This is a genomic window from Pseudomonas sp. A6 (assembly GCF_052367875.1).
GTDB lineage: Bacteria > Pseudomonadota > Gammaproteobacteria > Pseudomonadales > Pseudomonadaceae > Pseudomonas > Pseudomonas citronellolis.
The window spans coordinates 6,030,684-6,043,227 of record NZ_CP198970.1 but is presented as its reverse complement, the minus strand read 5'-3'; the positions used below and the strand labels follow the sequence as shown (position 1 = coordinate 6,043,227).

7 protein-coding genes and 1 pseudogene are annotated in these 12,544 nt (G+C 59.9%); 6 read left to right on the top strand and 2 right to left on the bottom strand.

Translation table 11 applies throughout. From position 1 onward, the window contains the following. Positions 1 to 364 precede the first annotated feature (364 nt). The 6 genes and pseudogenes from ACTWJ5_RS26500 (at position 365) to ACTWJ5_RS26475 (ending at position 10,667) form a co-directional block, all read left to right on the top strand. On the top strand, positions 365 to 883 hold the full coding sequence (locus ACTWJ5_RS26500) for an Hcp family type VI secretion system effector (protein WP_043269424.1): 519 nt from the start codon (positions 365 to 367) through the stop codon (positions 881 to 883). A gap of 116 nt (positions 884 to 999) precedes the next feature. Next, on the top strand, positions 1,000 to 3,042 hold the full coding sequence (gene tssI, locus ACTWJ5_RS26495; RefSeq protein ID WP_444436857.1) for a type VI secretion system tip protein TssI/VgrG: 2,043 nt from the start codon (positions 1,000 to 1,002) through the stop codon (positions 3,040 to 3,042). Further along, positions 3,032 to 3,769, top strand: coding sequence for a DUF4123 domain-containing protein (locus tag ACTWJ5_RS26490; protein WP_253410252.1), 738 nt, complete (start codon positions 3,032 to 3,034; stop codon positions 3,767 to 3,769). Before tssI ends, ACTWJ5_RS26490 begins: the two co-directional genes overlap by 11 nt. After that, positions 3,769 to 8,526 carry a polymorphic toxin type 46 domain-containing protein gene (locus ACTWJ5_RS26485; RefSeq protein WP_444436856.1) on the top strand — a complete coding sequence of 1,586 codons (4,758 nt, stop codon included), beginning with the start codon at positions 3,769 to 3,771 and terminating at the stop codon, positions 8,524 to 8,526. Before ACTWJ5_RS26490 ends, ACTWJ5_RS26485 begins: the two co-directional genes overlap by 1 nt. Before the next feature lie 1,023 nt (positions 8,527 to 9,549). After that, positions 9,550 to 10,248, top strand: a pseudogene (locus ACTWJ5_RS26480) (RHS repeat-associated core domain-containing protein); the annotation flags it as partial. Continuing rightward, positions 10,245 to 10,667: a hypothetical protein gene (locus ACTWJ5_RS26475; protein WP_253392230.1), complete on the top strand. Its 423-nt coding sequence runs from the start codon at positions 10,245 to 10,247 to the stop codon at positions 10,665 to 10,667. The pseudogene ACTWJ5_RS26480 and the gene ACTWJ5_RS26475, both read left to right, overlap by 4 nt. 172 nt (positions 10,668 to 10,839) lie before the next feature. Here the strand turns inward: ACTWJ5_RS26475 and ACTWJ5_RS26470 are convergent, their stop codons facing one another. Then, on the bottom strand, positions 10,840 to 11,283 hold the full coding sequence (locus tag ACTWJ5_RS26470; RefSeq protein WP_253392231.1) for a hypothetical protein: 444 nt from the start codon (positions 11,281 to 11,283) through the stop codon (positions 10,840 to 10,842). A 709-nt stretch (positions 11,284 to 11,992) separates the two neighbouring features. Further along, positions 11,993 to 12,523: an inorganic diphosphatase gene (gene ppa / locus ACTWJ5_RS26465; protein WP_009615962.1), complete on the bottom strand. Its 531-nt coding sequence runs from the start codon at positions 12,521 to 12,523 to the stop codon at positions 11,993 to 11,995. Positions 12,524 to 12,544 lie beyond the last annotated feature (21 nt).

Sequence of the window (12,544 nt, the reverse complement as noted above, 5' to 3'; positions counted from 1 at the left end):
TTTGATATCGATTTGATATCGATTTGCCCGGGAACTTTTTCCAACCCTTGGTATGTTGAAGAAGAGCTGTGATATTCCACGGTGTGCAAATTCTTGCCGAGGTTTTTACGGGAAAAGTTCGGGTTGTATCGCTTCCGAATAGATGGGAGTAGGGGTGGATGCCTGGTGTGAAATAAGTTGCGCAGTGGTGTGCAAGAAGTTGCGCACTAACCGTGGCGTGAGTTGTTCAAAAACAATGGCTGCTTTATCGCAAGCCTTGTATTCCGGGCGCTGAGAAGTGTTTGGCACGCAAATTGTTATAGCCCGGCCACCCACTGGGTCGTGAACCCCGGGGCCATCAACTCACACGGCAAGGAGAGCTTTCATGCCAACACCCGCGTATCTGTCCCTCGAAGGCACCAAACAGGGCCTGATCACCGCCGGCACCTTCACCGAGGACTCGGTCGGCAACATCTTCCAGGAAGGCCACGAAGACCAGGTCCTGGTCCAGGCGTTCAACCACCAGGTCATCATCCCGCGCGACCCGCAGTCCGGCCAGCCGACCGGCCAGCGCGTGCACAAGCCGCTGATGATCACCAAGGTCTTCGACAAGTCCTCGCCGCTGATCTTCAACGCTCTGACCTCCGGCGAGCGCCTGAACAAGTGCCGCCTGGAGTGGTACCGCACCTCCTCCACCGGCACCCAGGAGCACTACTTCACCATCGAACTGGAAGACGCGGTGATCGTCGACGTGCAGTCGCGCATGCCGAACTGCCAGGACCCGAACATGGCGCATTTCACCCATCTGGAAGACGTCTACTTCACCTACCGCAAGATCGTCTGGACCCACGAGGTTTCCGGTACCTCCGGTTCCGACGACTGGCGCACCCCGATCGCCTCCTGATCGGTCGCGACACATGCTGTTCACATCGGCCGGGTTTCCGGCCGATGTGTCTTTTCCAGGCCTGAGCCGGCGCTGCGGCAACTGCCGGGCAGGCCCTCTGCGCAGAGGAACATAGGATGTTCGCCCCGGCCAACCAGCCCCATTTCAGCCTGACCCTCGACGGCCTCGACAGCGACCTGCAAGTCCTCGAATTCCACGGCCGCGAAGCCCTGAACCAGCCCTACCGCTTCGATATCGAGCTGGTCAGCGAACGTCCCGACCTGGACCTGGAAAGCCTGCTGCACAAGGGCGCCTACCTGGACCTGGGGCAGGGCCACGGCATCCATGGCCAGTTGCACCGGGTGGCCCAGGGCGAATCCGGCCAGCGTCTGACCCGCTACCAGGTGAGCCTGGTGCCACGTTTGGTCTACCTCGCGCATCGGCATAACCAGCGCATTTTCCAGCAGCTGACGGTGCCGCAGATCATCACCCAGGTGCTGGAAGAGCACGGCATCCTCGCCGATGCCCAGCGCTTCCAGCTCGGCCCCACCGTCTACCCGCCGCGCGACTACTGCACCCAGTACGACGAGAGCGACCTGCACTTCGTCCAGCGACTGTGCGAAGAGGAAGGCCTCCACTACCACTTCGAGCACGGCCCCGACGGGCACCTGCTGGTGTTCGGCGACGACCAGACGGCCTTCCCCAAGCTGGCCCCGGTGGCCTACCAGCAGGACTCCGGCCTGGTCGCCGACCTGCCGGTGATCAAGCGCTTCGGCCAGCGCCTGGAAACCCGTACCGCCCGCGTCAGCCGCCGCGACTACGACTTCGAGAAGCCCAGGCTGCAACTGGAAAGCATGGCCCGCAGCGACAGCCGCCCGGATCTCGAGGACTACGATTACCCCGGCCGCTTCACCGAGCGCGAGCGCGGCAAGCTGCTGAGCCAGCGCAGCCTGGAAAGGCACCGCGCCGACTACCGCCAGGCCGAGGGCCGCAGCGACCAGCCGAGCCTGCGCAGCGGCCATTTCCTGCCCCTGCGCGAGCACCCGCGCGATGAGTGGAACGACCTCTGGTTGCTCACCGAAGTGTTGCACGAAGGCAAGCAGCCGCAGGTGCTGGAAGAGTCGGTCACCAGCGACGCCCGCGACGGCCAGGACGACTTCCACCAGGGCTACCGCAACCGTTTCCTCGCCACGCCCTGGGACGTGCCCTACCGCCCGCCGCTGGCGCATCCCAAGCCGCGCGTGCTGGGCAGCCAGACCGCCGTGGTGACGGGGCCGAAGGGCGAGGAAATCCATTGTGACCGCTACGGCAGGGTCAAGGTGCAGTTCCACTGGGACCGCATCGGTGCGGCCGACGACAAGACCAGTTGCTGGCTGCGCGTGGCCTCCAACTGGGCCGGCAAGCAGTACGGCGCCATCGCCATCCCGCGCATCGGCATGGAAGTGCTGGTGACCTTCCTCGAGGGTGATCCAGACCAGCCGCTGATCAGCGGCTGCCTGTACCACGCCGAGCACCTGCCGGCCTACGAGCTGCCGGCGAACAAGACCCGCAGCCTGTTCAAGACGCTCTCCAGCCCCGGCGGCGGTGGCTACAACGAGCTGCGCATCGAGGACCGCAAGGGCCAGGAACAGATCTACCTGCATGCCCAGCGCGACTGGGACGAGAACATCGAGCACGACCAGAAGATCCGCGTCGGCCACGAACGCCACGACACCGTGGAAGCCAACGCCTACAGCGAGTTCAAGGCCGAGGAACACCGCACCACCCATGGCGACCGCAAGGTCGAGGTGCGCGCCGACGACCACCTGACGGTGGGCAACGACCAGCACCTGAAGCTCGGTAATGGCCAGTTCATCGAGGCCGGTCAGGAAATCCACCTCTCCGCCGGACTCAAGGTGGTGCTGGAAGCCGGTAGCGAACTGACCATCAAGGCTGGCGGCAGTTTCGTCAAGCTGGACGGCGCTGGCGTCACCCTCAGCGGCGCCACGGTACGGGTCAACAGTGGAGGCAGCCCCGGCACGGGCACGGCGGCGGCTCCTTTGCTGCCGGGCCTGCTCCAACAGGCTGATGCCGACCGGCCCGGGTCCCTCCTGACCCCGGCGCAGATCAATACCTTCAAGCGCAGCGCGCCCTTCTGCGAGGAATGCGAGAAGTGCAAGGAGGGCCATTGTGTCTTCTGAACGCCTCACCCCACGTGAATGGCTGGCCGCGAAGCCGCTGGCCGAAGGCGAGCGGCTGTACGGCGTGTTCAGCAGCGTCAGCGCGGCCGCCCCGCTGAGGGCCTGGAACCGCCAGGGCATGCATCGGGCGCTGCGACCGCTCTGGCAGGGAACGCCCTACGCCGATTGGCAAGAGGTGATGCCCTATCTCGTCGAACCAGAGACCGACGGCAGTTTCCTCGATTGGGTCGGCGAGACCGACGCCGAGGATTGGGGGTGGCTGGCCGTTTCCAGCGGCGACCCCGAGCGCATCTTCGGACACCTGCGCAGCCTGACCCAGGTAAGGATGCCGGAAGGCAACGAAGTGTTCTTCCGCTTCTGGGATGGACGGCATCTCCTGCCGATCCTGACTTTCCTCGGTGCGGATGCCGCGACCCTGCTGCCGATGTTCGATCGCTACCTGATAAACGGCCGCGCCCTTCAGGCCGCCGAGACGGTACTGCCGCCCGAGCGGCCCTTCCCCTGGTGGACGCCGCCACAGGCACTGCTGGACAGCCTGGCGCGCGAGGACAGCAGCACCTTGTCCGCCAACCTCCTGCAATGGCTGCAGGAAGAACATCCCGACCTCTGTGACTGCCTGCCCGAGGCGAACCTGCGGCTGAAGATCGCCCATCTCGCCCGCCGCGGCAGTGACGTCGCCACTCTCAAGAACGCCCTGCTGGAGCAGCTGGCGCTGGAGCTCAACTGATGGACCAGATTGCCGTAATCGAACAGGAGTTGAATGACTTCAGGAACAGCCTGACTCGGTACCGCGAGATGACCGAGAGCTGGTACGCCCGGACGGCCGATGCCGGTAGCCGCGCGATGGACCTGCCATCCCTGCTGGGCATGGAACGAAGCATCCGGGCGGGTTCCAGCAGCAAGTCGGTGAGCCTGGGCGATAGCGACTTCGGTCTGGTCGCGCAGTGCCCGCTCAGCGGCATCCTGGAAATCGAGAGCAAGTTCGAGTCGGCCTACGAGGTGCCGCTGGGGCGCATTCAGGTGGATGTCCGCTCCCGGGACGACAATAGCCTGCAGCAGACCCTGACCCTGGGCGACGACGGCAAGGCCAGCTTCAAGGGGCAGCCCGGCAAGTGGTACTCCATCCAGGTGAATTCCGCGGTCAGTGCGCAACAGGTCGACGAACTGTTCAGCCGCTACGACGGCCTGACGAACCAGCTGGAGACCTGGCTGCGTGGGCAGTGGGCCGGTTTCAGGCCGCAATGGCAGGCCCATGGCGTATCGTCGGTGCTGTCGGCCGCCGGCACCGGCATCCTCGAAGGCAGCTGGCAGGCGGTGAAGGATGTCTGGGAAGGCATCAAGCTGATCTTCGAGATCCTCCAGGACCCGATGAAGTACGCCCACATGCTGGGCGACAAGGCCAGCGAACTGGCTGCCCTGGCCAAGAGCGCGCCGCAGAAGATGGCCCGGGTGATGCTCCTGGCCAGCGACGAGGCGGTGCTCTACCTGCTGCTGCGCAGCGCGACCCTCTGGCTTTCCGCATTGCCACCGAGCCAGATAGCCGGTACGGCTGCCAAGGAGATCTCGCGGATCCTGGTTTCCGTGCTGATCGACATCCTCATCGCTATCGTCCTGACCGTCGCGGTCGAGGGGACGGGCATTGCCTACCTGGCGGTGCGCCTGGCCAAGTACGGCAAGCGTCTGGTCGATGCCGTCATCGGTTTCGTCAAATCGGTGTTCGGCATCCTCGAAGGCGTGCTCGACTACATCGAGAAATACCGTGTGGTGGCCGCCCGCGGCATCGCCAGCGGCGTCCAGCGTGGCAAGGCGGAACTGATCTGGGATGCGCGCAAGAACAGCACGCTGCGCGAAGTCGATGCCCGGCCCAACGTCGACCGCCAGGCCACGACGCCCAACGAGCGGCCGGCCCAGGCGTGCAAGGAAACCTGCACCGGTGGCGAACCGGTTTCCATGGTCACCGGCGAGGAACTGCTGACACTCGACGATGCCAGCCTGGATGGCCTGCTGCCCTTCGTCTGGAGTCGCCTGTACCGCACCAGTGCGGTGGAGTTCGACCACGGCCTGGGGTACGGCTGGAGCCACGGACTGGCCCATCGTCTGCTGATCGAAGACGGGCAGGTGACCTGGATCGATCATGAAAACCGCCGTACCAGCTTCCCGCTGCCGGACCGGCAGCGGCCCGCCATCAACAACCGGCTGTCGAAGGCCGCCATCTTCATCGGCGCCGATCCGGCCGAACTTGTCCTGGCCCAGGCGGGCGACAAGCCGCGCTTCTACCACTTCCGCCACGATGACAAGGGCGGCGACCTGGTCGCCATCAGCGATGCCTACGGCAATCGCCTTCACGTCAGCCGCGACCTCGCCGGCCGCATCAGCCGCCTGAGCAACGGCGCCGGTCGGGCCCTGGCGTTCCGCTACGAGCAGGGCCGCATCCAGGCCGTGGAATACCAGCAGCAGGTCCCGGCGGACACCGAGGAGGCCTCCTGGCGCAGCGTGCAGACACTGGCCAGCTACGTCTACAACACCGCTGGCCAACTGCTGGAGGCGCACAATGCGCTTGGCGAAATCGAGCGCTACCGCTACGACGAACAGCATGTGATCCTCGAACGCCACCTGGCCGGCGGCGCCAGCTTCTACTGGGCCTGGGAGGGCGCCGGCAAGCAGGCTCGCTGCGTGCGCCAGTGGTCGAGCATCGAGCCCCTGGACTTCCAGTTCGAGTGGGACGACGAAGCGGGTACCGCGACCCTGCTCCAGAGCGATGGCGGCCGCCAGGTCTTCGTCCACGACGGCAACGCACGCCTGGTACGCCAGGTCGATCCCGACGGCGCGGTACACGAGAAGGCCTACAACCCGCAGGGGCAACTGGTGGCCGAACGCGACCCCCTTGGAGCCGTGACCGAGTATCACTACGACGAGGGCGGCCACCTGGTGGCCCTGGTGCCGCCGGAGGAAGAGCCCACCAGCTTCGAGTACCGCGACGGCTTCGTCAGCGCCGTGGAGCGCGGCAAGGCGAGCTGGCGCTACCGCCGCAATGCCCAGGGCGACGTCATCCAGCAAACCGATCCGGACGGCCATTCCACCTTCTTCCGCTACGACGAACGCGGCCGCCTGCTGCAAATCCAGCATCCCGACGGCAGCAGCCATCAACTGCTCTGGAACGGCCTGGGCCAACTGATCGAGGAACGCCTGCCGGATGACGGCGTGCGCCGTTATCGCTATGACGTATTCGGCCGCCAGATCACCCGCCAGGACGAACAGGGCGCCATTACCCAGTTCGAGTGGGATGCCCTGGGCCGCCTGCGCCAGGTCACCCTGCCGGGGGGCGCCAGCCGCGCCTACGAATACAACGCCTACGGCAAGGTGACGGCGGAGCGCGATGAGCTCGGCCGGGTGACCCGTTACGAATACGACGGTGGCCTGCACCTCGTCACCCGGCGCATCAATCCCGACGGCAGCCAACTGCGCTACCGCTATGACAACGCCCGGCTGCTGCTCAGCGAGATAGAGAACGAGCGTGGCGAGCTGTACCGCCTCGACTACCACCCCAGCGGCCTTATCAGCCGGGAAACCGGTTTCGACGGGCGCACTTGTGCCTATGCCTACGACCTCAACGGGCACCTGCTGGAGAAGACCGAGTATGGCGAGGACGGCAGCGAACTCGTCACCCGCTACCAGCGCGACGCCTCGGGCCGCCTGCTGGTCAGAACGCAGCCCGACGGCAGCGAGGTCCACTACAGCTACGATGCCCTGGGCCGCCTGGTGGGCGTGGACGACGGCGAATGGCCGCTGGCCTACGAGTACGACCTGCAGAACCGCCTGACCCGCGAACACCAGGGCTGGGCGACCCTGCAATACGGCTATGATGCCTTGGGGCGGCTGAGCCATTGCCGGCTCCCGGATGGCAGCACCCTCGACTACCGCCACCGGGCGGGCGGCGAACTCAGCGCCATCGACCTGAACGGCCAGCGCCTGACCAGCCACCAGTTCAGCTTCGGCCGGGAACGCCAGCGCCAGCAAGGCCAACTGCTCAGCCAGTACCAGTACGACGAACAGGGCCGGCTTCTCGCCCACCAGGTCAGCCAGCGCGAGCGCGCGCTGTACCAGCGGCGCTACAGCTACGATGCCGGCGGCAACCTCGCCAGCGTCGAAGACAGCCGCAAGGGCGTGCGCAGTTACCACTACGACCCGCTGGACCGCCTGGTCGCCGTGCGCGGCGACCTGCCGGAAAGCTTCGCCCACGACCCAGCGGGCAACCTGCTGACCCAGAATGCCCAGCAGGGCGACCCACGGCAGGTCAACGTACAGGGCAACCGCCTGCTGATGCAGGGGGACTGCCACTACGACTACGACGCCTACGGCAACCTGCTCCGCGAACGCCGCGGCGCCGGGCAGAAGCTGGTTACCCAGTATCGCTACGACAGCCAGCACCGCCTGGTGGGCGTGCAATTGCCCGATGGCCGCCAGGTCAGCTACCGATACGACGCCTTCGGTCGGCGCATCGCCAAGGAAGTGGGCGGCAAGACCACCGAATTCATCTGGCAGGGCGACCGCCTGGTCGCCGAAAGCGGCCAAGGCCGCTACCGCAGCTACGTCTACGAACCCGGCAGCTTCCGCCCGCTGGCCATGCTGGACGGTGAAGGCCCGCTGAAGGCCGAGCCCTTCTACTACCAGCTCGACCACCTGGGCACTCCGCAGGAGCTGACCAGCTACGGCGGCGAAATCCTCTGGTCGGCCCGCTACCGCGCCTACGGCAACGTCGCCCGCCTGGAAGTGGCGGAAATCGACAACCCGCTGCGCTTCCAGGGGCAGTACTACGACGCGGAAACCGGCCTGCACTACAACCGGCATCGTTACTACAATCCCAACACCGGCCGTTTCCTGACCCCGGACCCGATCAAGCTGACGGGTGGGTTGAACCACTACCAGTACGTGCCTAACCCGACGGGGTGGGTAGATCCGTTGGGGTTGGCTCAAGTTTCCAACGACTGCCCTCTACAGAGACGGGGAGAACTAAATGAAAAATATGAGCGGACAGGCGATCTTCAAGCTGATATTACTCAGCGTGGTAGACGTGAGGTTGCAACTGAGTTTTATCGATCTCAAAGATTTGATGAGGCTAGTATCCCGGGCCACTTGAATGGTATCGATTTTACCCAGTCGGTAAACGTAGAGACTTTAAATAGAGGTAAACGTGTTTATCAATACCAGTCTCCGGGGGCACCTCAGGGAAACTATTACTCAATAAATTCTAGTACAACTCCATCGGAGTTGGGGATAGGTGCGTTGGGTGAAAATCGTGCTGCTGGTACAGTAGAACTTAAATTAAAAGGGGTTTATCTGACGAATGAAAAAACAAAAGTCTTGAAGTCGACCGCAAAGGAAATCGACGATACATGGTCTGTTAGAGGTGTCTCCCAACCATCTAGCGGTGGCGGTACTCAGGTGTTTACAGGGATGAAAGAAAACTTTGAGAAAATTGATTAGCTGGAGCCGTTATGGATCAAAAAGCTCTATATGAAGTTATGAGAAGATGTGGTGCAAAGGTGATTTTATTTTCGGATCACCCGGATTTTTTTTCATCTTGGTCAATTAGAGTCTTAAAAAATGGGAAGAATTATCTGATTGAGAATGATGGGCGGGATGGTTGGATGTTTTTTTATATGGAGTTAGGGGAGGGGAGGCTCCAGGAGAAAGAGCGGCTGATCTCGCAATCTTTAAGTGAGTCAGAGATCCTATGCCAGTGTGAGGCATGGTTGTCAGGTTTGTCATAAGGTTTATTATTTTTCTCATATTAGGGTTCTAAATTAATTATAAATTAAAAACCATGTTTCCATGATCTTCACGCCACTCGTCCTCATTTTTAATTGCACTCTAAAAAGATCTAAATCATTAGGCTGTATTAGTTTGGAGAGATTGGAGGCTGAACTGAAGAATAATATTGCGCAAGATATATGGGGCTGATTGGGGCGTATGCTGAGATAGCCCAAGAGCTTCCTGCTGAGACTCCTGAGAGAAGACGATGGGTAGCCATATATGCGATTTCATCAGTTGAATATGGTTCGACTACGTATGTGTTTTGAAAAGATTTAAGGGGGAGGATGTGTCACGGCTAAGTCTTGTTGAATACGATAACTTCTATGCAGAGGATATCAGTACTGTTGGTGAACAAGGGGCGATTCGGAGGAGCTTATATTTGATTCTCTTGAAAGAATAAATATAAATTTGAGTTTTTCTACCTGTCTGTGGTGTTGCGAATTCTCTCTTTGGTTTTGTAAAGAAGAAATTTGGCTGAATTCATGAAGAAAGACTAAGTATGGTTTGATTGGCGTGATGGATAATTTTTCATCATGTCTAAGGCAGAGATTGATAAATTACTGAAGCCCGGACAGGGAAATGCGCTCATATTAGATGCCTCTCTTGAGCTACCATTAGCTTTTCTAGAAAGCAACAAGCTGATCGAAATTAGTGACGGCTTATATTACTGCCACCTTGTAAGTTTGGCAGCTTCGTCCGCTGATCATGCTGGACGGCGAAGGCCCGCTGAAGGCCGAGCCCTTCTACTACCAGCTCGACCACCTGGGCACTCCGCAGGAACTGACCAGCTACGGCGGCGAAATCCTCTGGTCGGCCCGCTACCGCGCCTACGGCAACGTCGCCCGCCTGGAAGTGGCGGAAATCGACAACCCGCTGCGCTTCCAGGGGCAGTACTACGACGCGGAAACCGGCCTGCACTACAACCGGCATCGTTACTACAATCCCAACACCGGCCGTTTCCTGACGCCGGACCCGATCAAGCTGGCGGGTGGGTTGAACCACTACCAGTATGTGCCTAACCCAACGGGGTGGGTGGATCCGTTGGGGTTGGCTAGTGGGCTTACAAAGTGTCCAAGAGCAGAGAAAGAAAATAAACCCTTTGCTGAAAACGTAGAGTTTGAAACATTTGAGCAGGCAAGAAATAGTGCTCTTGATTGGTTGGGCGAGAGAGGTTTTAAAGCGGAGAAACCCACTATTGGAAAATTTGGTGAGAATGCTGGAAAACCAATTGGAATGCAAACTTCGGATGGAAAAGTAGGATATCGTATAGAGTATGATGAAAGAAATGGCGCTCATATAAATGTATGGTCCGGCAAAGAGAAAGGACCTCATTATATTTTTAATGCTACACCCCAGTTGGTTTTGAAGTTAACAAAGGCCCTAAGTAGATGAGCTATTATGACGACGATTTGAGATTGTCTTTGAAAGAGTCAGGGGTTAAGTATGAGGTTTTGTCAGATGAGATGCATGACAAGTTTTTGATGAGGATCAATTCTCAGTTTAAGTTTTCGGGGGGGAAGATTGCCTGGCAAAGTGTCACCAATAGATTTTTCTATTTTGGTGATGGTCTGAATGATGGTCTTGAAGAGATTGCAAAAAAACTCTCTAATGCACCGTTTGGCTATGTTTTTTGTATTGGAGACTCACTGACGGATTGTGCATATAAATTTTGTGCCAAGGATATGAGTAGGGTGTTTTCAGTTTTCTCTGAGATCCCGCAGCATACATACTTTTTTTCTGAGGATATCTCCTGGATATCATGTCTATCCATGGAAGGTATGTATGAAGGCGTTCTACTGAACGATACCTAATGCGCCCAGATTATTGGGGATGGTTAGGATGTCTATATTGCTAGTTTTGATGTTTGAGCTGATGGGTTGATAGCGTTATCTGATGTATCTGTCCGGTAGCCGAGGCTAACAAGAGGCACATGAGTAATCGTTTGAAGGCTACGAGCTCTGATAATGTTATTATTTATTGGGGCTATATGTTCAGTTGATTTAAGTTGTGAGGGCTGTTGTTTTGTTTGAAGGTTTTATAATTAAAAATATTTTTGGAATATTCTAAAAAATAAGAGGGGCAGGAAAGAAAAATTAGAATGATCTCTCGCCGGAAGCGGTAATGCCTTGTATCGTAGCTAGATCTGCAGTCCGGCAGTTCCCACTCGTTGACCATATTGGATAGCGAAGGTCCGCTGAAAGCCGCTTTCCAACTCGACTGTCTAGTGTCTGCAGAAAACTGATCAGCTACGGCGGCGAAATCCTCTGGTCGGCCCGCTACCGCGCGTCGCTCGCCTGGAGGTAGCGGAAATCGACAACCCGTTGTGGTTTCAGAAGCAGTATTACGCTGCTCACAGCGCAGCACGTCACTTACTGAAGTTTCTTTCCCGAAAACTTCACTCTCTGCTTCCTTGGCGCTATTCGTCATGGCCATTGTCGCAATGAAACGAGCATCTTCCCTTCTGCTGGTTAGTCTGAAGGCCTTTACGGGCGCTCAGTGAGGGGAATCATGGGATGCGATCTTCAGGGGCGGGTGATCGCCGCCGCCTGCGTATTCGGCAGCCTTGGCCTGGCGTTGGCCGAGGTGGCGCGGGTAGGAGCTGCCGGGGGGCTGATGGGGGCGGCGCTCCTCGGGGCTAGGCGTGGTGATGCTGCTGGTACCGGACGGCTCGTCGCTGGCGGTAAACCTGGCGCTGCTGGCCATCGCCAGGGCCACTTTATTCGCTGCGGCGGGACTGCTGGTGGAGGGCATGCGGCGGATGGTTCGGCGTGCAGCGTGTGGATATCTTCCACCTGGGATTGGCGCTGGCCGTCTGATGCTGAGGTTGAGCCGAGTTGAGCGGCCAGAGCAAAGCTGGCGCAAGGCCGGCGTTTCCCGCGGGCATTAAAAAAGCCGGCTTGTGGCCGGCTCTTCAGGGGGTGGCCCGTCCTTACTTCTGGTAAGCAGCGACCGCCTTTGAATTCTGTGGACGCGGCTCTGGGACCGGCGTCGTGGGCGCGCACTTTAGCAAATTCGGCCGGGCTTGCCTAATGGCATTTCCGCCAGGCGCCGTCGTTGCGACGAGCGTGCCCGTCGCGCCCAGAAAAAAGCCCCGCGCGGGGGCGGGGCTTCTTCGTGGCGGGTTGCCCCGCGACCATCACTTGGCCTGGAAGGCGGCGACGGCCTTGGTGATGTAGGAGCGCGCTTCTTCGGCGTTGCCCCAACCTTCGACCTTGACCCACTTGCCCTTCTCGAGGTCCTTGTAGTTCTCGAAGAAGTGCTTGATCTGCTCCAGCAGCAGGGCCGGCAGGTCGGTGTATTCCTTCACGTCGTGGTACAGCACGCTCAGCTTGTCGTGCGGTACGGCGATCAGCTTGGCGTCGCCGCCGGCTTCGTCGCTCATGTTCAGCACGCCGACCGGACGGGCGCGGATCACCGAACCCGGGGCCACCGGGTAGGGGGTCACGACCAGCACGTCCAGGGGGTCGCCGTCGTCGGCCAGGGTGTTGGGGATGAAGCCGTAGTTGGCCGGGTAGAACATCGGGGTGGCCATGAAACGGTCGACGAACAGGCAGTCGGTGTCCTTGTCGATCTCGTACTTGATCGGCGCGTGGTTGGCCGGGATCTCGATGGCGACGTAGATGTCGTTCGGCAGGTCTTTGCCAGCCGGGATGCTGCTGTAGCTCATGGACGACTCCAAGGGGGTTGG

Coding starts and splice junctions, on each gene's coding strand:
- ACTWJ5_RS26500 (WP_043269424.1), top strand. CDS start 365: ATGCCAACACCCGCGTATCTGTCCCTCGAAGGCACCAAACAGGGCCTG.
- tssI (WP_444436857.1), top strand. CDS start 1,000: ATGTTCGCCCCGGCCAACCAGCCCCATTTCAGCCTGACCCTCGACGGC.
- ACTWJ5_RS26485 (WP_444436856.1), top strand. CDS start 3,769: ATGGACCAGATTGCCGTAATCGAACAGGAGTTGAATGACTTCAGGAAC.
- ACTWJ5_RS26475 (WP_253392230.1), top strand. CDS start 10,245: ATGAGCTATTATGACGACGATTTGAGATTGTCTTTGAAAGAGTCAGGG.
- ACTWJ5_RS26470 (WP_253392231.1), bottom strand. CDS start 11,283: ATGACGAATAGCGCCAAGGAAGCAGAGAGTGAAGTTTTCGGGAAAGAA.
- ppa (WP_009615962.1), bottom strand. CDS start 12,523: ATGAGCTACAGCAGCATCCCGGCTGGCAAAGACCTGCCGAACGACATC.